This window comes from Peribacillus sp. N1, from assembly GCF_054600815.1.
In genome coordinates this window covers 1-21,995 of record NZ_BAAHZO010000013.1, presented here as the reverse complement: position 1 = coordinate 21,995, position 21,995 = coordinate 1, and the positions used below count along the sequence as shown (strand labels likewise).

The following is a 21,995-nucleotide window of genomic DNA, read 5'->3' as shown; positions in this document are numbered from 1 at the left end:
CGTCGGTTATTTATTAAATTTCAAATTCTTGACATAATCTTCTTTGTTAACTTGACGTGCCCGGGCAACGGATAGGGCATCCTGCGGTACATCTTGCGTGATGGTTGACCCAGCAGCTACATATGCTCCTTCTCCTACCGTTACAGGCGCAACCAGATTAGAATTGCAGCCTATGAAAACATTATCTTCAATCTTCGTCAAATATTTATTTTTCCCGTCGTAATTCACGGTAATAGATCCGCAGCCTATATTAACATTCTCCCCAACCTCAGCATCACCAATATAACTCAAATGCGATACCTTGCTTCCTTTGCCAAAAACGGTCTTTTTAATTTCGACAAAATTACCGATCTTAACGGAATCCTTAATATCAGATTGAGGTCTAACATGTGCGAATGGACCGATTTTCACAAAACTTCCAATACTGCTTTCATGTACAACCGATTGGAGGACTTCCGTTCCATCACCAATTTCACAATTACTGATTTCCGTATTCGGGCCAATTAAGCAATCCTGCCCGATAATACTTTTTCCTTTAATGAATGACCCAGGGTTAACGACTGTATCCTGCCCGATTTGTACATCCGCTTCAATGAACGTAGTAAGCGGATCGATGATCGTTACACCATTCCTCATATGCTTTTCATTGATGCGTTTTCTTAAAACCTGCTCAGCCTGTGATAAAGCCACACGGTCATTCACACCCAATGTTTCCTCGAAATCACTGGATTGGAAGGCCGTCACCACTTCGCCTTCCTGTTTTAAGATTTCAATAACATCCGGTAAGTAATATTCTCCCTGGACATTTTCATTTGAAACTTTTTTCAGCGCGTTAAACAATGCTTGATTGTCGAAACAATATGTACCGGTATTTATTTCCTTAACATATCTTTCTTCATCAGAGGCATCCTTATGCTCTACGATTTTTTCTACAAGTCCGCCTTCACCGCGAAGGACCCTTCCATAGCCAGCAGGGTTATCTGCATATGCTGTTAAGATTGTTGCTTTCGCCTGACTTTGCTCATGCAATGCTATAAGCTCTTTCATCGTTTCCGCTTTAATCAGAGGCGTATCACCGCAAATAACAAGGGTCGTACCACTTTTTACGGATAAAACGCTTTCCGCTTGCATTACAGCATGTGCCGTACCTAATTGCTGTTCTTGTAAGGCATACTTGCATGAATCACCAAGTTGTTCTTGAACTTTTTCAGCTCCATGGCCGATGACTGTTACAATTTCTTCTATTTGAAGTTGATTGACTTGATCGATAACATGTTGTACCATTGGTTTCCCGCAAACAGGGTGCAAAACCTTATAAAGCTTAGATTTCATCCTAGTACCTTGCCCAGCGGCCAATATTATTGCATAGCGATTACTCATAACAGGCCTCCATTTTCACCTTTTTATCCACTAAAAATATTATCTCAAATAGTGATTCTTTTCAAGGTAACAATTAAAAGTACATATAATTGTCAACCGATCAGGTGAAAAAAGTTCGATTTTCGACAAGGTTTTAAATGTTATTATTGGACCTTGGAGAATTATTTTACATCATGGTCGATGTCATTTTCATTAACAGCATAATACAGAAACAATGTCCCCTGCCTTTTATAACACCAGCCAACCCATTATCTCAAAACACTATCATGGTGCGCCATACCCTATGTACAAGCCATTTGGGCATACTTCACCCTTTGTTAACTCCCATTCCGAAATCAGGTTACCAATTCATTTCATCTTCAGCCAGATGGCTAGATTAAGTGGCATCCCTTTAATTTCACTTACAGAAATTTCAATATCTGGGTGGACAAAAAAGGTTTAAAAATTAAAAAGGACGGGTACTTAAACTTTTGAAGATAACAACGTAGGTTTATAAATTCATTAGAGTAAATATCTGCATGATGAGCGGACAAGTTCTAAACTTATCCGATTTTGAATAAATAAAAAAGAGCACTACTTATGAAGTAGGCTCTAGATGCACGAATTATAATTTTAAAGTTTAAAAGTAATGTTATTTTAAGAAGCACCTGCTCCAGCTTCCTCTAATTCAGTTTCAAGTTCTCCCAATCGATGATATTCTGTCAAGACAGCTTCTTGAATTTTCCCGCGTGTCGAGGAATTGATTGGATGAGCGATATCCCGGAATTCTCCATCTGGAGTTCGTTTACTTGGCATTGCTACAAATAAACCATTGTTTCCGTCGATCACACGAATATCATGAACCACAAATTCATTATCCAGTGTAATTGATGCGATAGCTCTCATACGACCGTCCGTATTCACACGGCGTAATCTTACGTCAGTTACTTCCATTTAAGCTCACCATCCCTTTTTGTTGTTGTTAAAACTTAAAGTACATATTCAACAAAAAAACGTGAACTCCTTCTATTATCTGTAATTTTTTTAGAAAATTCAGCCTAGTTTTTTAAAATACTAAAAATCACCCTTATATTAAAGGAAAATTACCCATTACGAATTGCCTTTAAAAAAATAAAAAACGCCCGTTTATTTAACGAGCGCTACTACTTCTATTTCCACTAGTGCGTCTTTCGGAAGCCGAGCAACCTCTACACAAGAGCGAGCAGGTTTGTGAGCAGAAAAATATTCTCCGTATACTTCATTAATCGAACCGAAATCGTCCATACTTTTAATGAATACTGTAGCCTTAATGACAGTTTCCAATGAAGCCCCAGCTTCTTTCAATACAGCTTGGAGGTTCTTAAAGACCTGGTGTGTTTGTTCCTTTACATCCCCAGTCACCATCTCACCAGAAGCAGTAAGTGGGATCTGTCCTGAACTGAAAAATAACTTATCCACGATCACGCCTTGTGAATATGGTCCGATCGCTGCCGGTGCTTCATCAGTATGTATCGTTTTCATTAAATGATTCCCCCTATTCCTTTTTCGTAAAATAATTCCCACGGCTTACATTAATTTTCTTGTCTCTTTCGACCACCTGCGTCAACTTGATTAAAGAAACATAATCCTCGACAAGGCACTCTTCCGTATGTTCGGATTCGACCAGCACCGCTATTCCGGCAACTGTTGCCTTAAATTCATCCAATAGACTGATCATACCATTAACGGTACCCCCAGCCTTCATGAAATCGTCTACAATTAATACATTCGAACCCTCAACCAAGCTTCTCTTAGAGAGTACCATAGTCTGAATCCTCTTTGAAGAGCCTGAAACATAATTGATGCTCACTGTTGAACCTTCCGTTACTTTATTATTCCTACTTACAATGACAACTGGAACATTCAAATAATTTGCCACGGCGTATGCTAATGATATCCCTTTGGTTGCCATTGTCATGATGACTGAGATGTTTTTCTTGGCATACATTGAAGCGATTATCCTTCCAACCTTATTCACGGTTTGCGGATGTCCTAATATGTCTGTCATATATAGATAACCGCCAGGAAGTAGCCTTTCGGGACTAGCAATCGTATCGCATAATCCGTCAATGAAGGCATTGGCTTCTTCTTCCTTGATGGAAACAATATATTTCACTCCACCGGCCGCACCTGGAACGGTTGTTAAAGATCCTATCCCGCGTTGTTCAAAGGTATCTTTGATGATCGTCAAATCTTCACTGATAGAGGATTTTGCCGAACTATACCTTTCAGCAAAATAAGTCAGCGAAACAAGTTCCCCCGGATGTTCTAATAAATAATTGGTCATATCGACTAGCCTCTCGCTGCGACGAAATTTCATTGAGACACCCCCTTTGTGAATTCCGAATATTATATAGCAACTATACCACTAATGTACGTTTCTATTCAAGATTGTTTCGATCACCCAGTAAACGGACTGCATAGACTTGATCACAAAATCCGCGAAGTCCATTATAAATTCTTTGCATGCGCGAATCATGTTCCACCAAACCAAAAACGGTCGGACCACTTCCGCTCATCAAGACCGAATCTGCTCCAAATGTCTTCATTTGATCTTTAATGTTCGCAACCTCTGGGTATAACTGCAATGTCACCTGTTCCAGAACATTGCCCAACCCCTCGCATACATCGTGATAATTGTTTTCCATAATAGCCGTAATCATTCCAGGTACATCCGGATGCTCCATTTTTGAAGTTTGGAGCCTTTTATATATATCCGCTGTCGAAACGCCAATCGTCGGTTTGGCCAAGATGACCCAGCATTTTGGCGGTGCAGGAAGATGCGTGATTTTTTCCCCGCGCCCTCTGGCCAATGCCGTACCTCCGTATACACAAAATGAAACATCGGAGCCAATTTCAGCTCCTATTTCCGCAAGTTCATCCATGGAAAGACCTAGCTTCCACAGTCTATTTAAGCCCCTCAATGTAGCTGCGGCATCACTGCTTCCACCAGCAAGCCCTGCGGCTACAGGTATATTTTTCTCTATAGTTATAGAAACACCTTTATTGATTCCAAAACGTTCCTTTAGAATAAATGCGGCTTGATAAGCTAAATTCCGATGATCATCCGGAACAAATCGATTATGGGATAGAATTTGGATATGATTTCCCTTTATTTCCTTTAGTTCAATTCTATCGGCAAGGTCGACTGTCGTCATGATCATTTCCACCTCATGATACCCATCAGGCCGTTTGAAAAGCACATCCAAAGCCAAATTAATCTTAGCCGGGGCTTTTTCCATAAGCTTCAATATGTCCACCTACTTTAACGTTCTTAAAAGTTCTTGTCCTATTCTATCATATTTGTTTATATTCTAAAGGTTTTTTCATCGTAATTTCAATGTAATGAAGCTAAGATTGGCCTTTAGAGGGGAATAGACACATGTAGGCACATGGGAGAGCAGCCACTTCCTGAATCCCAAAAGACTTGCTACATATCCAAATAGCAATTACCGATACATAAAAAAACCAGACTCCTTAACTACAATGTAAGCAAAAATGAATAGAGCTATACATCGCATAAGAAGTCTGGCTACTTTCAACATGACGGCATGATACAATTAAGTGTTTATCTTACTCCTTGTTCACCAATTGACGTTGTGCTTTTTCGATAGCAAGTTTTACCATGTTACCTGCGTCCCTGGCCCGGATTCCTCCCCAGCCTTCTTTCTGGACAACATCGTAAAATCCAAGTTCTTTAGCCAATTCCTCTTTAAGACCATTTGACATAATCCCTTTTTTCCTGCTCAAGCGAAGCAACCCCTTTCACATGCCGTCACATGCCTAGTGTTTGCATCATAAGCTATTTCATTACATCCTTTTTAAGCCTTTATTGGGGCTCACAGGATATTTTACACAAAACAAAAAGCAGCAAACATAGTTGTTCGCTGCCTCGTCTAAGTTAAATCTCTTGTTGTTTGTTTAAAAATGTTAGTTCTACGGTTTCCGTTAAAACATCCGCATAGCTGTAAGATACTCTTTCAAACGCATTTTCATCTTGGTCGAGCTCAATTACAAAAACAGCCGGATAAGTTTCCGCCAAAGTTCCAAATCGTTCTACAGTCTTTCTTCTTCCACCGTTTGCTTTTAAGAGCAATCTTTTACCTAGGTTTGAATCAAGTGCAGTTTTAATATCAGCTAGAGTTTTTGGCATTTTCGGTCCACCTCACTAAGTTAAGTATATCACAATTTACAAATATACGCAAACAAAATAATAAATTATATCAGCACTTAAAAATGTAGTCAATATATTTTTATCTGAAATCCGGCAAAATCGCGAACAATTTTATTATATCCTAGGAAATGAAAAATTATGTAAACGAACTATTTCATTAATTATTAAACCGAATTTTCGTAGTTAAATCATTACTTAGTGACATTACCAAACAAAAAAACCGTTTTTTTGTGAGGATATCCGAATTCTTCCCCACCAAAAGCAAGCTGCATTCTTTTAAAATGCAGCTCGTTCATTCTTCCTGAAATGGCTTGAAAGGCAACCCGGTCCGTAACACCCCTTTAGTCTCAATTCCCCCCAACCCCTTCTCTCCCGTTAATGTATTCCGAAGGACATCCCAAACATGAATATGATCGGAAAAAGGTGTAAAGCTTATCTTTCCGACGATATATACCGGATCAAGAGCATGTATATTAACACGGGAGGGAGAACTTGCAAAATTAGCCCCCGCTTGGATCAATGATTCAAAATGCGATTGACAAGCCCCGGCAAATATAATCAGTTGGTCTAAATGGGAAACCCTCCTTCGTGCTTCTCTAACTGTCTGTACAAAATCCTTTGAGTGACGGTAGGCATTGATATCGGACATCGGTCCTTTTGATTTTGAATAGGCATCATGACCGGTGACAACAAGAATGTCCGGCCGATAATGGTCCAACAACTCCCCGATTCTTTGGGGCATTTCCTTTTCATTGCAATAGATGCCATTGACCGGAATACTGAATTTCTGATATAGTTCCATGCATTTCCTTAAGTAAGACGCATCCCCATCAACATGGAGGACCCTCCCTGGTATCTGAAAATATTCACCGCTATACCGATAACCATTACTCGATTGATAGCCATTTTTTTGTTGTTGCAGCTCTAGATCTTGTGTTAATAATCGGTAAGATTGTTCTTGAAGTACCTCATTCGATTTTTGTCGATCATTTCTTTCATTATCATTAATGATCATTAAATCTTGAAAAGGTGCATCTGCAATCAGTCGGATATCTTCCCCATAAAGAATAGCTTCACGCCTTCCGTCAATATCACGGATATCGATTACCCGGAACAACACGTCGCATTTATAAGAAACCCGACCGACAATATCGTTTATTTGAATATTCATGGCCTCACCCCATGAGAAGACTTATTTTCAGCCCGCCCTAGTTTATTTTCATTCTTAAGTTATGCGAACCATTCTTGAATGGTGAAAGGTTGGGATTGATTACATTTTTGGGTACGGTTCCATCATGGTATGCCAATATTAAAATAAAAAAAGCCGGAAGCTGGGAGTGACCCCATTCCGACTTTAATCTTTCACCTTATCTTTATTTGAAATTCGGCAATAACGCATCACTTAAGCGGCCAAATTCTTTGATGCTCAGTGTTTCTCCTCGTCTGGAAGGATCAACTTCTGCGGCTTCGAGAGCGGCAAGTATGAGCTCTTTTTTCGACTTACCATCCGGCAGCTGACTGATGAGGTTATTTAATATCGTTTTCCGGCGCTGTGCAAAGCTCGCCCGGGTCACAGTGAAGAAGAAATCCTCATCCAGGACCTCAACGATTGGCTTATCGCGCAAGGTAAGGCGGATTACGGCTGAATCAACATTAGGCTGAGGCATGAATACCGTTTTGGGTACGATCATCACTGTTTCGGCTTCGGTATAATATTGAATCGCAATGGATAAAGAACCATATTCCTTTGTCCCAGGTTTTGCGGCAATTCGATCAGCCACTTCCTTTTGCAGCATGCACACGATGCCTCTAATGGGCAGGTCCTCGGACAATAGCTTTAAAATGATCGGCGTCGTGACATAGTATGGCAGATTTGCAACAACCATCAGGTCCGAGAAGCCAGCGAATTCCTCCTCGATTACCTTCTTGACATCTGCCTTGAGAACATCCCCGTGAATGATGTTTACATTGTTATAGGGAGACAGTGTATCCGATAAGATGGGCAGTAGACGCTGATCAATCTCAAAGGCCGCAACCTTTTTGCTGCTTTTCGCTAGTTGTTCCGTCAATGCCCCGATTCCCGGCCCAATTTCGATGGCGCCGCTTTCCTCTGTCAAATTGGCATGTTCGACAATACGTTTCAAGATATTCGTATCGATTAAAAAGTTTTGTCCTAAGCTCTTTTTAAAGGAGAATCCGTATTTCTTTAATATTTCTTTCGTTCTGACAGGGGTTGCAATATCCTTATTCATTATTTTCCTCCTGAATTATCTGTACCATCGCTTTCTCAAAAGCATCAGTTGATATTTGGAACATTTTAAGTCTCTTATATAACTGTTTACCATTGGTAAACCCGATTTTTAAAATAGATCCAAGTTTTTCCCTTCGTTCCTTGGCACCGGACCCGCCGATTAAACCTGCATCTATTAAATCCTGCTGTGAAATCTCTTCTGAAGCCTCTTCATCCATTAACTGGGCATCCTTTAAAGCATTACGAATCGCCTCAGGAGAAGCATGTTCCACACCAATTCCTCTACCTGACTTAGGAAGGGCTTCCTCCTTCGTTAAAAAGGCGTGTTTACACCCTTTTACTTGTTCTGAAATGATGTTCCTTATTTTTTGACCAGGAAAATCAGGGTCCGTGAAAATGATGGCTCCACGCGTCTTTTGTGCAAGCCTCACCTGCTCGATACAGGACTCATTCACCGCGGAACCATTGGTTTCTATTGTATCAGCATTAACAGCCCTTTTTATCGCTACCGTATCGTCTTTTCCTTCTACAACAATAATCTCTTTAATCTTCTTCATGGTTTCCTCCATACAGAAAAGCGCAAGCGCTTTGATTAGCTCTTGGATAAACGTAACCGGTCCCCCGTAAAATTTTTCTGGATAGAGAATCCAGTCAAGATCATTTATGAAAGTTTACACACATAAATTGAAATCTTATGGAATAGTGAGACGTCTATCTTATTAAAACAGTTTTACATAGGGTTTTTCAACAAGTGGAAAATAAAACGCAAAAAACAGGAGACGAATTCATCTCCTGCGAGAGAAACCTTATTAGTCCAATACACGAACCTTTACTCTCTTTACACCCCAACGATAGGCATCATTTTTCGAGGAAAAGAAGACATCAATCCTATTTCCCTTTATTGCTCCGCCTTTGTCAGCAGCTACAGCATAGCCGTATCCATCTACATATACTTTCGACCCCAAAGGAATCACGCTTGGATCGACAGCAATGATCTTTGCACCCGGATTACTCTTAAGATCTACGCCTGTAGACGTGACACCGGAACAGCCCTTACAACTGGCAGTATAAGCTGTTGATGATACGTATATTTCTTTTCCACTTGAAGAACTAACGTTAGTTACTCCGCGTGATGCCTGGGCAACTGTCGTTCGAGTTCCGACCGTTACAACTTTATCCTGCTTTTTATTAACTACTCTTTCTGAAAGTAATTCTCTTTTGACCTCTTTGCCATTTTCCTTAACAACTTCATATTTCTTGGAAATGAGTCCGTCTTTTCCTTCTTTGACAATTTTCTCTTTCCCTTTTGATAAAGAGTCATCTTTTTTTGTTATGACAGCAAAGTCAACTGGTTCTTCCACTACATCGGTGACTTTTTCAATTCGAACTACGTTTACCGTATTCTCAGCTTCAACTTTTTCGGTTAATTCTGGCTCAACTCGATCCAAATCATTGAGTTTTACTCCTTGTTGCTTTAAAAAGTCAGCGACAGTAGTCGAAGTTGACCATACCTGCTTTTCGTTTCCACCTACCACTAATTTCAGTGAAAAGGCTTTGTCTATGGCAACTTCCATATTCGCTTTCAGCTTCGTATTTTTTGAAGGGGTGATCTTATCCTGTTCCTTCACACTAAGATCTTGATCTTTTAAAAGATCATCTACCGTTTCGGCAGTGGACCAGACTTCCTCCGTCTTACCATCCTGTACCATGACGATTTTTTGTGCAGGCTTCCAAACCACCTCTAAATCATCATCAACCTTCGTGGCTCTTGATGGATGGACATAGTCTGCGGCTTGAACGGTAATCTCTAAATCTTCCAACATATCATTTACAGTAGCCGCGTGTGTACGCACTACCTCTTTTTTTCCGTCTAACATGATTGTTACTGTATCCTTTGTACCTTGATATATTAGTATTCCCAATGCTGTAGAAACAAGAATAGCACTGCAAATGGCAATTGCCATTCTCTTCTTCCCAAAAGGTTTGGGAATAAGGTTTTTCATAGTTTTTAATAGAATGAAAAACTCCTCCTTCCTCCCGGTGATTATATAGACTTAGTTATCAAGCTGTCAACCCATTCACTTCTCATTCAGGAAATTACTACCTATTATGCATATTCCATATTGAAAAGGAAAGGGTGACTTCTCGACATAATAAGCCTATAGTTGGAGCGAGATTTGTAGAAACTTTAAAATAATACGATTTTAGCTAGCGAACCCCGGGAGATATTGTAAAATAAAATGTCAGTTAATGCCGAATAATTTCTTGGCATTTTCTGTTGTCACCTGGGAAACTTCCTCGATTGTAAGTTGTTTGATTTCTGCAATTTGTTCAGCAACAAGCTTCACATACGAAGGTTCATTACGCTTCCCCCTATAAGGATGGGGAGCCAAATATGGACAATCGGTCTCTATCAGTAAACGGTCTAAAGGTACGGCCGCTGCCACTTCCTTTGGTTTTTTTGCATTCTTGAAGGTCACAGGGCCACCCAATGAAATATAAAAATTCATATTAATGCATTCCAAAGCCGTTTCCGCACTTCCGCTAAAGCAATGCATGATGCCTCCAACCCTTGATGCCTCTTCTTCCTTGAGTATGTTCACGATATCCGCGGTCGCTTCCCGATTATGGATGATAATGGGCAGCCCAACCTTTTTTGCCAGACGGATTTGCTTCCTGAATACCTCCATTTGAACATCTTTCGGTGATTTATCCCAATGATAATCCAGGCCCATCTCACCAATGGCCACAACCTTTGGATGGTTGGATAATTCCTCGATCCATTGTAAGTCCTCTTCTGTCATATCTATAGCATCGACAGGATGCCAGCCGATTGCGGCATACATGAAATCATAAGCTTCTATCAATTCCATTGCCCTTATAATAGTAGGCCGGTCAAAACCAACGACAACCATATTATTGACTCCTGCTTCCTTAGCTCTTTCTATTACTTCTTCGAGATCCTCGTTGAATTGTTCCGCATTAACATGTACATGTGTATCAAATAACATTATTCTTCTTCCTCTCTAGCACTATTTTATAAAAAAAAGAAAGTTTTATGTTTCACATTTAGGTAACAAAAAGATTACAGAGGGCCTATATGCCAACAGGTAACTGTAAACCAAAAAAACAAACCTATAATCATGTACTTTTTCCAAAAGCATAAAGAAAAAAACATAAAAATGTTTCATATGAAACACCTTTATGTTTTCATCGGTTTATTTCACCTTTGAACCATTTGGAATCGATGAATCTATTGTAGCGACTGAGAGTACACCATCTTGGCTTCCCGCCAAAATCATTCCTTGCGATAGCTCGCCACGAAGTTTAACAGGTTTCAAATTCGTTACGCATATCACCTTTTTGCCCACTAAATCTTCGGGTTTATAATGCTGTGCAATGCCTGAAACGACTTGCCGTTTCTCATAGCCCAAATCAAGCTGAAGTTTAAGAAGCTTATCCGCCTTCTTTACTGGTTCAACTTCCATGACCTGAGCAACACGAAGCTCCACTTTTGTAAAGTCATCAATAGTGATTTCATCAACCTCGGGAATCTCCACTTCCACTTTTTCCTCGGCCTTAGGTGCATCGCCCTGCATTTGTTCTTTAATATATAAAACTTCCTCTTCCATATCCAAACGAGGGAAGATCGGATCTCCCTTCAAAACTTTTGTTTCAGCAGGAATTTGACCGAACTCCGCTAAACTGTCCCAGGATTTCAACACATCATCTTTGATGCTAAGCTGAGCAAAGATTTTTTCCGGTGTTTGCGTCAAGAACGGTTTCAAAAGGATTGCCGTCCTGCGTAATGATTCCGCCAAATGAACCATGACACTAGCAAGGTCCGCTTTCCTTGATTCATCTTTAGCAAGAGTCCATGGCTGGGTTTCATCGATGAATTTGTTAGTTCTGCTCACTAATTGCCAAATGGATGTTAGTGCAACTGAAAATTCCATGTTTTCCATTGCTTCCTCATACTTGCCTACCGTTTCTTGGTTCATTTCAAGCAAAGCCTTTTCGAATTCACCATTGGATCCATCGTAATTTGGAATTACACCATCAAAATACTTATTGACCATTGCAACTGTTCGGTTTAATAAATTCCCTAAATCATTTGCCAGGTCAAAATTGATCCGTTCAACAAACCCTTCCGGTGTAAATACTCCATCGGAACCAAATGGAACTTCACGCAATAAATAGTAGCGTAAAGAATCCAAACCGTAACGATCAATCAATGTAACGGGATCCACTACATTTCCTTTTGATTTGGACATTTTACCATCTTTCATGAGAAGCCATCCGTGGGCAAAGACTTTCTTTGGAAGCGGCACATCAAGAGCCATTAACATGATCGGCCAATAGATCGTATGGAAACGCACAATTTCCTTTCCGACCAGATGTACATCGGCCGGCCAATAATTCAAGTATTTAGAATCATTATCCGTTCCGTACCCTAATGCCGTTATATAATTGGTCAAAGCATCTATCCAGACATAAATAACATGCTTTGGATCTCCCGGCACCTTGATGCCCCAATCGAAAGTAGTACGTGAAACGGCCAGATCTTCCAATCCAGGCTTGATGAAGTTATTGATCATTTCATTTTTGCGGGATTCCGGTTGAATGAAATCCGGATTTTCCTCATAAAACTCCAGTAACCGATCCGCATATTTACTCATCTTAAAGAAGTAAGATTCCTCTTTCACCTTCTCAACAGGCCTGCCGCAATCAGGACAGTTTCCATTGCTTTCTTCCACCTGACGTTCCGTGAAGAAAGATTCGCAAGGTGTACAATACAGCCCTTCATATTGGTCCAAATATATATCACCCTGGTCCAATAGCCTTTTGAATATCTTGGCTACAACCTCTTTATGGCGATCTTCCGTCGTCCTGATGAAATCATCATATGAAATATCAAGCTTTTCCCAGAGCTCTTTAATCCCTGATACGATATTATCTACATATTGCTGTGGAGTGATTCCTTCCTCAGCCGCTTTACGCTGGATTTTTTGACCATGTTCATCAGTTCCTGTTAAATACATGACATCGAAGCCACGCATCCTTTTATAACGAGCCATGGCATCCCCTGCAACTGTCGTATACGCGTGCCCTATATGTAAATTACCACTCGGATAATATATGGGTGTCGTGATATAGAATGTTTTTAATTTATCTTGCACTACGTTCCCTCCTCATCTTTTGAAAAACCGGCTAAAGGATTGACCCAAGCCATAAGAATATATTTAAGTTATTATCTCTATTTTAACGCTATATGCGACAATAATCACTAATCTAATCATCGTGTTAATAGAATTAAAAAATTATATTTAAAAATAAGTGATCTGGACGTGACTACCCTTATGACAGCATTACCTCTTACCTCAACAAAATATACCTAAATTTCTTTTTTTGTGCAACAACTCACATATTCGTAAAGTTTTTCAGAAAATTATCCTTAATTCAGAACTTTTGTTTTGAAACTAAATTATATTAAACATATAATGATGAAGTATGTTTTATATGCACACTTTTGTCGAAATCTGGTGAAGTGAGGGGTTCCTTGTAGTCTAGCTATTTCTTTACTTTTAAAGGCATAACCGATTTTTTCTCTTTAAAAGCCTTTTTGTTACACGAAATGAGCCATGCTATTTCTTACAAAAAAATGAAAATAAATCATTGACGAATTTGGGAATGGCTGGTATTATAAATTTATAAAAAAATTTGTCGAATAATGGCGAAAAAAATAGAAAATAGGGTACTAGATTGTAACTGAGAGGAGAAATTATAAAAATGAAATCTACAGGTATTGTTCGTAAAGTTGATGAGTTAGGCCGGGTAGTTATTCCAATCGAACTTCGTCGTACATTGGGTATCGCTGAGAAAGACGCTCTTGAAATCTATGTTGATGATGAGCGCATCATCTTGAAAAAATACAAACCAAACATGACTTGCCAAGTTACAGGTGAAGTTTCCGATAACAACCTTACACTTGCTAATGGTAAATTGATCCTTAGCCGTGAAGGTGCAGAATTACTTATTCAAGAAATTCAACAAAACTTCACTGCTTCTAAATAAATGATATAAAAAAAACTTCCGACCTTCGGAAGTTTTTTTTATGTTTATTATTCTTGTATATCAATATGATACGCTTGATATACATCCCGTTTTTGCATATTGCGATCTTTTGCGACCTGCTTGATTGCGTCCTTTGAAGTGAATTGCTTGGTTTCCATATAATGATTAACATGACCGACGATGTCAAGGACCATCCACCAAGCTTCTTCAGGTTCCTCCTCCGACCATTTCCCTCCTTCTATTATTAAACAGAACTCTCCGCGAATTTCGGATTCCGTCGCCCATGTCAATGCTTCACTCACAGTCCCTCGAATGAACTCTTCAAATTTCTTGGTCAATTCACGGCATAATACTATACGACGGTCACCTAAAATTTCATGCATATGTTTCAATGTATCTTTCAATCGATGTGGCGATTCATAAACGATCCAAGTCGATTCCAATTTTTTTAATTTTTCCAGCTCCTGCTTTTTTTCTTTTGCTCCCCGCTGTAGAAAGCCATAAAAGTAAAAGGGCTGCGGAATCAGTCCAGATGCGATCAATGCAGTTAATGCAGCATTTGCCCCAGGCAACGGGATGACTTTAAACTGTTCGGCAATGGCTTCTTTGACCAGTTCATATCCCGGATCGGATATCGTCGGCAAGCCCGCATCACTTACCAATGCAATGACCTCTCCAGACCGAAGCCTCTCAAGCATCTGCTTTCCGCTATATTCCTTATTATGTTCATGGTAACTGACGATAGGTGTCGAAATTTCAAAGTAGTTGCATAATTTCTTTGTATTTCGCGTGTCCTCAGCAGCAATGACATCCGCTTCCTTTAAGATTCTTAAAGCCCGGAAACTCATATCCTCAAGGTTTCCTATCGGTGTAGGAACCAGATATAGAGCTGGCTCCAATCCTTCTTTTTCAAAACTCTTTTGCTGCCACATATCATGTATCCTCCTTTGCCATCCACTTTTGCTTTTGTTTTCTGGTTAATTGCTTGAATTTATATTCAGCCTGCATGGCCAATGTCTGTGTTTCGAATATTTCATGATAAATCAGTTCAACCGGGGTCCGGCCACGTGTATACTTTGCACCCCTGCCTTGATTATGAGCATCAATCCTGCGGTCCAAATTATTGGTATACCCAGCATAATAGCTTCCGTCCCTGCATTTTAAAACATAAAAATAATGCTTATTCCTCTCCATATAAAATCCTTCTGATTTCCGGATTATACTCATTTTGATCATTATATACAACAAGCGGAGGAAGAATCTTCAAATCAGGGTTGCCGTCCTTTATCCCTTCAATAAGAATCGTATTCGCTTCTTTTGAACTCTTTGGATAAACGAATTGCAGTCGCTTCGGTTCAATTCTGTACATCCTCATGAAATGGAGGATATCCATCAGACGGCCAGGTCTATGAACGAATGCCGCTTTCCCACCTTGACGCAACAACTGACTTGAAACACGCATGACGTCCTCTAGATTACACATTAATTCATGTCGGGCAATTGCAAAATGCTCATTTTTGTTAATTTCCTCGATAGATGGCGTCGGGAAATAGGGTGGATTGCAAGTAACTACATCATATTTGCTATACCCTATCTGTTTTGGTATTTCCTTTATATCCCCATGAATCATCTCGATCTGCGAGGATACGCCATTATAGTCCATGCTCCTCTGGGCCATATCATATAACCGCTCTTGAATTTCAACACCGGTAATTTGCCCTTTCGTTCTTGTACTCAGCAGCAAAGGTATGACCCCATTCCCTGAGCAAAGATCTACGATTTTCCCTTTTTGGATCGGGACATTTACGAACCTTGATAATAAAACGGCATCTAATGAAAAAGAGAACACCGACGGGCTCTGGATGATCCTTAATTTCTCAGCCAATAGATAATCCAGGCGCTCATCTCCTTTAAGTTCCACCATTGCTGTTACCCTCCTAATCATGTATGGAAAAAGCATGTATAGGGTACATGCTTCGACATAACTATCGTACAAAAAGGGGCCTGACTCATAGTATGCGTCAGACCCCGAATCACTATATATTGTAAACGGTCTATCTATCACGTAAAAGAGATGGAACATCTTTTATATTATTCCATTATCACTTCTTGTTTAAAAAAGATAAACAGAACAAGCAATCTCCTTCTTTTCTTAAACTGCCAAAATGCAGATTGCAAATGTGAAAGCCTTCTTGATAGATACGGGCTAAATTATCATAGCCTTCCCCGATATCCATAACCTTGTCCGCACTTGCAGTACGGTTTTTCACTTTTTGTTTGACCTTTACTGCAGCAGGAGCAGTTTCGACTTCCACAAGGCCCAACCGATGGCGCAAATGCTCGTTCTCCAGCTTGATCGACTGATTTTCCTCAAGGATTTCAGCTAAGTTCTGCTTCAATTCTCCAAGCTGCTTATATAATTGGCCTATCTGGGTTTCCATATTGGTCACCGACTCAAAAATATCTTTCTTATCCACGCTCTCCCACCACCTTAATAATCTGTGGCTTGAATAGAAACGGCTCCCTCTTTAAGAATCTCATCTAGAGTATACTCTAATACTCTTTCTTGCTCGATTAGTTCAATCTGAAGTACGCGTTCTAGAATATTAAGCCCCACTACCTTGCCTTTGCCACCAGGCGTATTAATCATTTCACCTAAATCAGGAAGCATTTCCTTCGCACTTTCATACTCATCATTTTCATATTTCAGACAGCACATCAATCGACCGCATAAACCTGAGATTTTTGTAGGATTTAATGATAAATTCTGATCCTTCGCCATTTTGATGGAAACCGGTTCAAAATCCCCAAGAAATGTGGAGCAACAAAGCATTCTGCCACAAGGTCCGATGCCACCAAGCATCTTTGCCTCATCCCTAACCCCAATTTGGCGCAGTTCTATGCGAGTTCTGAATATGGCAGCTAAATCTTTGACTAAATCACGGAAATCCACGCGACCATCCGCTGTAAAATAAAACACGACTTTATTTCTGTCGAAAGTATATGACACATCAACCAGCTTCATATCCAGTTTATGCTCCACAACCTTTTGACAACATATAGAGTAAGCCTCTTCTGCAGCCGCCTTGTTCTCGTCTACAATCAGCTTATCTTTTGCATCAGCGACCCTAAGTACTTTTTTCAATGGCAGGACAACATCGTTTTCATCTACTTGTTTACGGGCTGTAACGACTCTACCGAATTCAACACCGCGGACAGTCTCCACTATTACAAAATCGTCCTTAGGAATAGTGAATTCACCCGGATCGAAGTAGTATATTTTGCCCGCCTTTTTAAAACGGACACCTACAACATCATACAAATCATGATCCCTCCTGCAAATTCAGCACAAGCTGTTCCATCAACAGCTGTGGATTCGTGTTGGACATCAGCTTCCTTTTTGCTTCCAAAATGCAACCCATATGTTCAGCAAGGCGTCTTGGGGAAAGATGAAGAGCGTGAGTTTCAAATTCCTTCAGTTTATTTTGGAATACAACGAAGTCCTTTTTGTCCAACTGAATGTATAATAAATCCTTATATATAAGAAGTAACAAATCAAGACCTCTGTCAACCTGTTCTCTTTCTTTAAAGTGTGTGGACCAATCCGTCTGAAGGTACAGCAATGCCTTCAAGGAATTGATTTTTAACACTTCATATAATTTTACCACTATTTTTTGAGCTTGTACAAACCATTCATCATGGCTAAGCTCGATTCCAGCTTCCAGATTCTGTGTTATGTGTGCGATGACCGAGGCCAGCTGTGGTTCTAACTCCTGTTCTATCAGCTTCCGTCTCACATTCTCCGGAGATAATGGTTTGAATGAAATCACTTGGCACCTAGATAATATAGTCGGTAGAATCCTCTGAAGCTGTTCGGTCATCAATATTGCTACAGTATCAGCCGAAGGTTCTTCTAAAAATTTCAATAGACTGTTGGCTGCCCCCACCGACATTTTGTCCGCATCGGCAATCATATAAACCTTTCGATCTGCCTCTACGCTTTTTTTCGAAAACTCTTCCTGCAGCCCCTTGATTTGTTCTTTCTTTATTGAGAGACCGTCTTTTTCTATCAAATGGACATCAGGATGATTCCCACTTGAAATCCGTTTGCAATTCCGACAAAGTTCGCATGGCTCATAACCTGCTGTCGGGGCTTCACATAGTAAGCTTTTGGCAAAGGCAATGCTTATCTCTTGCTTACCTGTCCCTTTTTCCCCTTCAAATAAATACGCATGAGCCACCCTGTTCTTCGTTATGCTATTTTGCAGCATCGTCATTACCTGCGGCTGAATTTCACTCATGTCCTGCCATGTTTTATCCAAAACCATCAACTCACTTAAGTATATAAATTAATCAGCAAACCTTTAATATCGCCAATCATTTCCAATATTTCAAGCGAGCTTTTCTCTTTATTAAGAATTTCCTCGCTTAACTCAACTAATCTTGCATCTATCGTTTCCACGGTTTTCAACGGCCGGCTTTGTCCATATTCGTTCCAGCTCGTAGATTGTTTCAGTTCCAGTCCATATTCAACCGCTTCTTTAACAAACCGTTTCACCAATGCTTTATATTTTGCCAATTCCCTAAAAGTACGTGACCTTACTAAACGCTGACCCGCACCTTCAATATCGCCTATCAAACGGTTTAATGTTTGGATTTGCATCTTTTGATCCTGTGTCTGAACCATTTGTTGAAATCTTCCATTCCCAGTTTGGAACTGTTTGGCATCCTGACGCGATTTATCAAGCTTAATAGGGATATCATGGTTGATTTTCATAATGAACCTCCCTGTAACTAACCGTTAAAATTGTAAAAAGTTTTCAACCGGCAGAACAAAAATGGTCGCACCGCCTACTTGAATCTCCACTGGGTAAGGTACATAGGACTCGGCATTCCCACCCATCGGTGAAACCGGTGATACTAATTGAGATCGTGACTGACAATTCTGTTTGATTATCTGAATGGCTTGGTCAACGCGTTCATCCTCTGTGCCAATCATAAAAGTCGTATTACCTGATTTTAAAAACCCGCCAGTGCTGGCTAGCTTGGTCGTTCCGAAATTATTTTCCACTAATTGATTCAGCAGGCGATGACTATCCTTGTCTTGAACGACAGCAATGATCATTTTCATTCTCATCATCCTCCGGTTACTCTGAATTTTTACTAACTCCATTATATCAACTAGTCCTTGCCTGGAATAGTATTGGTTGAATAATATGGAAACCTATATATTCAGTTTCCCGTTTTTGCTAAAAAATCCAACAAGCTGGCTTTCGTTTCTTCAAGTACTTCATCTATTGTCCGGCCTGCATCCACGATGATGAAACGGTCTTTCCATCTATTTATAATGAATTGATACCCCTCACAAACTTTTTTATGGAAGTCGAGGGCTTCAAGATCCAGCCGGTTCACTTCCCTTTCCCCATTGGACTGGATACGTCTCAATCCCTCTTCTGGGTCGATATCAAAAAAGAGCGTGGCATCTGGCATCATATCTCCAATTGCGAATTTATTGATATTGTAAACTTCTTCTATATCCAAACCCCTTGCATGGCCCTGATAGGCTAACGAGCTGTCTATAAATCTGTCACAGAGGACAATTCCCCCTCGTTCCAACTCAGGAATGACCACTTCCACTAAATGCTGACGCCTTGCTGCTGCGTATAATAAAGCCTCTGTTCTCGCGTCCATGGCTGTATTATCTTTATTAAGGATCACTTCCCTAATTTGTTCCGAAATGGGTACTCCACCTGGCTCACGCGTTAATAGTACTTGGTAGCCTTCTTGTTGCAGAGCCTTGCCAAGCATTTGGGTAATTGTTGTTTTCCCGGCACCCTCAGGCCCTTCCATTGTTATAAAAATACCACGTTTCATCGATGTACCTCCAAGGTTCTTTGTTTGTAGTATAACATTTTAACCAGTCTGCCCGCTTTCATAAACGATCAATTCTCCGTTTGAAAGGGAGGAACCGCCATGAAACCTTGATCCCAGTTCTAGCAGGCTTCTCAAAATGGATATATGTTCAGGAGTAATCATTTCCCCGGACATAATCAAAGGGATGCCTGGTGGATAAGGAATGACCATCTCGGCAGATACCTCACCCACTGCTTTGTGTAATGCGACAGGTTTTGATTTACTATGTTTCATGACGGAGTATGGCATTTCAAGTCCTGTCATTGACCTTCGTTCAGGCAAGCTTTCCCCAAGATTCTCTTCCTTGAATCCAATTCTGCCTTCAGTGGCACTTTTTATAGTTTGAACGATTTCATGAAAAGGAAATTCGGCATCCATTTTTAATAAGGGTAAAATCAGTAATAAATTATCACGATCAGCCAATTCCGTAAAAATGCCTTCGGCTTCACATAGCTGCTGTAACTCAAACCCGCTTAAACCATTTGTTGATTGAATGACCACTTTCAACGGGTCCGCCGCGATGCCTAGTGGCGCCTCCAGCACCCTTACTGTATCCAGGGCACCTAATTCGCTTCTGAAATCTAATATCTTTTCGATAAGGGAACTTTTATCTTCTGATGTAAAAGCGGCTAAGTAGGCCCTGGCCAAGTCGAGCGATCCCATAATCGGGTAAGATGGACTGCTCGACTGAAGCATTTGTAAATAGAAGGCTACTTGATCGACATCAACTAAGGATGTATTCACATGAAGAAATGACCCCATCGTCATGGCCGGCAGTGTTTTATGCGCAGAATGGACAACGGCATCTGCCCCTGCCAATATGGCCGGCTTTGGAAACGGGCTTCCTAACTGAAAATGAGCGCCATGTGCCTCGTCCACCAGCACCGGAATCCCCTTTTGATGTGCGAGTCTTACCATTTCCGTCAAGTCTTCTTCACCAAGACCATAATAATTAGGATAGGTAACAATGATCGCTTTTACAGCTGGATGTACACTCAAGGCTTCTTCAATTAATTTTGAACTTACACCGCCAGCAATGCCCCATTTCTCATAATAAACCGGTTGTAAAAAGATCGGTTGTACATTCGCTAACATCAAGCCATGTAAAATTGATTTATGGCAGTTTCTTTGGACAAGGACCTTATCGCCTTCCCTGCAGGTAGCAAGAATCATGGCAATGTTGCCTACGGTTGACCCATTAACGAGAAAATAACTCCGCTTTACCCCATATAGGTCAGCGAGTAGTTGCTCGGACTTTAAAATGGCGCCCTCTGGAGCATGCAGGTCATCTAAACCACTTAACTCCGTGGCATCAATACCAAGCAGGGAGTTATATAAAGCTTGGCCCTTTTTACTAAACACCCATCCATTTTTATGTCCTGGGACATGCAGGGATATTGGGCTTTTTTTTTGAAATGCACTCATTGCATCGAACAATGGTGTCTGAGATTGATTCATTTTTCTCTTCCCTCACGTCTTAGTATTTTTTCATTTTATCAAATAAGTTCAATTTTATCTCATATTACGACAATAGGAAGGCGATTATGTATCCCCGAACAGTCTGGTTGCAGCTTGAAGCGTGTTGGCAAGCATTCTTCTAAAGTACCAAAAAAAGAATCAGAGACTAAAGAAACACACCATTTCTTTTTTCTCTGACTCTTTAACTTTCCACAAACTATTTTTTCATGATAATATTTCAGGATTAGTGATTTTTCTTAATTTCTTTAAGTAATATTGGTACTTGGGGTCGTTCGTATCCGTCCCGATCATATCCCTTTCGCATTCCTCGCAAATAAAAGTCGTATATAGATGTATACCCATCCCTTTTATTTCTTCACAAACCGCGCATGTTTCCCCTGCCGTTGTTTTGGTTGTTGTTGTCCCCAACATCTCCACCTCCATACCTGCATTCTCCCCAAAAACCATTGTTCGCATACATTAATTTAAATAGTTTAAGAGAACCGGGGATGCTTTTTACAATGTATGATGAAGAATTTCATTACGTGTATGTCTTTATAAAAGTTTCCATAATTGATAATCCCTTTATATCCAATGATTTTTCTTAGCATTATGCAAAAAAAAGACCAGCCGGATGGCTGATCTTTTGAAATGGCTTGGCGGCGTCCTACTCTCACAGGGGGAAACCCCCAACTACCATCGGCGCTGAAGAGCTTAACTGCCGTG

25 protein-coding genes and 1 rRNA gene are annotated in these 21,995 nt (G+C 40.3%); 1 reads left to right on the top strand and 25 read right to left on the bottom strand.

The window, feature by feature from the left end; translation table 11 throughout:
- Nucleotides 1-6: 6 nt before the first annotated feature.
- The 13 genes from glmU to metG form a co-directional block, all read right to left on the bottom strand.
- On the bottom strand, nt 7-1,380 hold the full coding sequence (gene glmU / locus ACYP5M_RS25920) for a bifunctional UDP-N-acetylglucosamine diphosphorylase/glucosamine-1-phosphate N-acetyltransferase GlmU (protein WP_459735701.1): 1,374 nt from the start codon (nt 1,378-1,380) through the stop codon (nt 7-9).
- 636 nt (nt 1,381-2,016) lie between these two features.
- On the bottom strand, nt 2,017-2,313 hold the full coding sequence (gene spoVG, locus ACYP5M_RS25915) for a septation regulator SpoVG (RefSeq protein ID WP_034316332.1): 297 nt from the start codon (nt 2,311-2,313) through the stop codon (nt 2,017-2,019).
- Between the two features lie 192 nt (nt 2,314-2,505).
- A complete protein-coding gene (locus ACYP5M_RS25910) occupies nt 2,506-2,880 on the bottom strand; it encodes a RidA family protein (protein WP_101225908.1) in 375 nt (124 codons plus the stop codon).
- Nucleotides 2,881-2,893: 13 nt separating this feature from the next.
- Nucleotides 2,894-3,718 carry a pur operon repressor gene (gene purR / locus ACYP5M_RS25905; RefSeq protein ID WP_076372944.1) on the bottom strand — a complete coding sequence of 275 codons (825 nt, stop codon included), beginning with the start codon at nt 3,716-3,718 and terminating at the stop codon, nt 2,894-2,896.
- 61 nt (nt 3,719-3,779) lie between these two features.
- A complete protein-coding gene (ispE, locus tag ACYP5M_RS25900) occupies nt 3,780-4,649 on the bottom strand; it encodes a 4-(cytidine 5'-diphospho)-2-C-methyl-D-erythritol kinase (protein ID WP_101225906.1) in 870 nt (289 codons plus the stop codon).
- Nucleotides 4,650-4,971: 322 nt separating this feature from the next.
- Nucleotides 4,972-5,148 (bottom strand): small, acid-soluble spore protein, alpha/beta type, encoded by a 177-nt coding sequence (locus tag ACYP5M_RS25895; RefSeq protein ID WP_101225905.1) that lies wholly within the window; start codon nt 5,146-5,148, stop codon nt 4,972-4,974.
- A gap of 151 nt (nt 5,149-5,299) precedes the next feature.
- Nucleotides 5,300-5,551 carry a biofilm formation stimulator Veg gene (veg, locus tag ACYP5M_RS25890; protein WP_061440325.1) on the bottom strand — a complete coding sequence of 84 codons (252 nt, stop codon included), beginning with the start codon at nt 5,549-5,551 and terminating at the stop codon, nt 5,300-5,302.
- A 313-nt stretch (nt 5,552-5,864) separates the two neighbouring features.
- Nucleotides 5,865-6,743: a sporulation peptidase YabG gene (gene yabG, locus ACYP5M_RS25885; RefSeq protein ID WP_459735700.1), complete on the bottom strand. Its 879-nt coding sequence runs from the start codon at nt 6,741-6,743 to the stop codon at nt 5,865-5,867.
- 202 nt (nt 6,744-6,945) lie between these two features.
- Nucleotides 6,946-7,824: a 16S rRNA (adenine(1518)-N(6)/adenine(1519)-N(6))-dimethyltransferase RsmA gene (gene rsmA, locus ACYP5M_RS25880; protein WP_101225903.1), complete on the bottom strand. Its 879-nt coding sequence runs from the start codon at nt 7,822-7,824 to the stop codon at nt 6,946-6,948.
- Entirely contained in the window at nt 7,817-8,380 is a 564-nt protein-coding gene (gene rnmV / locus ACYP5M_RS25875; RefSeq protein ID WP_137019647.1) for a ribonuclease M5, read from the bottom strand. The genes rsmA and rnmV overlap by 8 nt, the downstream gene beginning before the upstream one ends.
- A 252-nt stretch (nt 8,381-8,632) precedes the next feature.
- Nucleotides 8,633-9,787, bottom strand: a complete 1,155-nt coding sequence (locus ACYP5M_RS25870) for a ubiquitin-like domain-containing protein (protein ID WP_434168240.1) — start codon at nt 9,785-9,787, stop codon at nt 8,633-8,635.
- 279 nt (nt 9,788-10,066) lie between these two features.
- Nucleotides 10,067-10,834, bottom strand: coding sequence for a TatD family hydrolase (locus ACYP5M_RS25865; RefSeq protein ID WP_459735699.1), 768 nt, complete (start codon nt 10,832-10,834; stop codon nt 10,067-10,069).
- A 207-nt stretch (nt 10,835-11,041) separates the two neighbouring features.
- Entirely contained in the window at nt 11,042-13,003 is a 1,962-nt protein-coding gene (gene metG / locus ACYP5M_RS25860) for a methionine--tRNA ligase (RefSeq protein ID WP_101225899.1), read from the bottom strand.
- Nucleotides 13,004-13,613: 610 nt separating this feature from the next.
- Between metG and ACYP5M_RS25855 the strand changes: the two genes are divergently transcribed.
- Nucleotides 13,614-13,898: an AbrB/MazE/SpoVT family DNA-binding domain-containing protein gene (locus tag ACYP5M_RS25855; protein WP_048689982.1), complete on the top strand. Its 285-nt coding sequence runs from the start codon at nt 13,614-13,616 to the stop codon at nt 13,896-13,898.
- Between the two features lie 47 nt (nt 13,899-13,945).
- Here the strand turns inward: ACYP5M_RS25855 and rsmI are convergent, their stop codons facing one another.
- The 12 genes from rsmI to rrf form a co-directional block, all read right to left on the bottom strand.
- On the bottom strand, nt 13,946-14,830 hold the full coding sequence (rsmI, locus tag ACYP5M_RS25850) for a 16S rRNA (cytidine(1402)-2'-O)-methyltransferase (RefSeq protein WP_459735698.1): 885 nt from the start codon (nt 14,828-14,830) through the stop codon (nt 13,946-13,948).
- Nucleotide 14,831: 1 nt separating this feature from the next.
- Nucleotides 14,832-15,092 (bottom strand): GIY-YIG nuclease family protein, encoded by a 261-nt coding sequence (locus ACYP5M_RS25845; protein WP_101225897.1) that lies wholly within the window; start codon nt 15,090-15,092, stop codon nt 14,832-14,834.
- Nucleotides 15,079-15,822, bottom strand: a complete 744-nt coding sequence (locus ACYP5M_RS25840) for a tRNA1(Val) (adenine(37)-N6)-methyltransferase (RefSeq protein WP_101225896.1) — start codon at nt 15,820-15,822, stop codon at nt 15,079-15,081. The genes ACYP5M_RS25845 and ACYP5M_RS25840 overlap by 14 nt, the downstream gene beginning before the upstream one ends.
- Before the next feature lie 178 nt (nt 15,823-16,000).
- Nucleotides 16,001-16,339, bottom strand: a complete 339-nt coding sequence (gene yabA / locus ACYP5M_RS25835) for a DNA replication initiation control protein YabA (RefSeq protein WP_397315131.1) — start codon at nt 16,337-16,339, stop codon at nt 16,001-16,003.
- A 50-nt stretch (nt 16,340-16,389) separates the two neighbouring features.
- Nucleotides 16,390-17,220 (bottom strand): PSP1 domain-containing protein, encoded by an 831-nt coding sequence (locus ACYP5M_RS25830; RefSeq protein ID WP_101225894.1) that lies wholly within the window; start codon nt 17,218-17,220, stop codon nt 16,390-16,392.
- Between the two features lies 1 nt (nt 17,221).
- Nucleotides 17,222-18,220 (bottom strand): DNA polymerase III subunit delta', encoded by a 999-nt coding sequence (holB, locus tag ACYP5M_RS25825; protein WP_101225933.1) that lies wholly within the window; start codon nt 18,218-18,220, stop codon nt 17,222-17,224.
- 14 nt (nt 18,221-18,234) lie between these two features.
- Entirely contained in the window at nt 18,235-18,675 is a 441-nt protein-coding gene (locus ACYP5M_RS25820; RefSeq protein ID WP_434168238.1) for a YaaR family protein, read from the bottom strand.
- Between the two features lie 24 nt (nt 18,676-18,699).
- A complete protein-coding gene (locus ACYP5M_RS25815) occupies nt 18,700-19,029 on the bottom strand; it encodes a cyclic-di-AMP receptor (RefSeq protein WP_034316369.1) in 330 nt (109 codons plus the stop codon).
- Between the two features lie 101 nt (nt 19,030-19,130).
- On the bottom strand, nt 19,131-19,772 hold the full coding sequence (gene tmk, locus ACYP5M_RS25810; protein WP_230178754.1) for a dTMP kinase: 642 nt from the start codon (nt 19,770-19,772) through the stop codon (nt 19,131-19,133).
- Nucleotides 19,773-19,811: 39 nt separating this feature from the next.
- The gene (locus ACYP5M_RS25805) at nt 19,812-21,269 is read right to left on the bottom strand and encodes an aminotransferase class I/II-fold pyridoxal phosphate-dependent enzyme (protein WP_459735697.1); all 1,458 of its coding nucleotides are present in this window, start codon (nt 21,267-21,269) and stop codon (nt 19,812-19,814) included.
- Nucleotides 21,270-21,494: 225 nt separating this feature from the next.
- Nucleotides 21,495-21,713: a sigma factor G inhibitor Gin gene (locus tag ACYP5M_RS25800; protein ID WP_101225890.1), complete on the bottom strand. Its 219-nt coding sequence runs from the start codon at nt 21,711-21,713 to the stop codon at nt 21,495-21,497.
- Nucleotides 21,714-21,923: 210 nt separating this feature from the next.
- Nucleotides 21,924-21,995, bottom strand: a 5S ribosomal RNA gene (gene rrf, locus ACYP5M_RS25795); the annotation flags it as partial.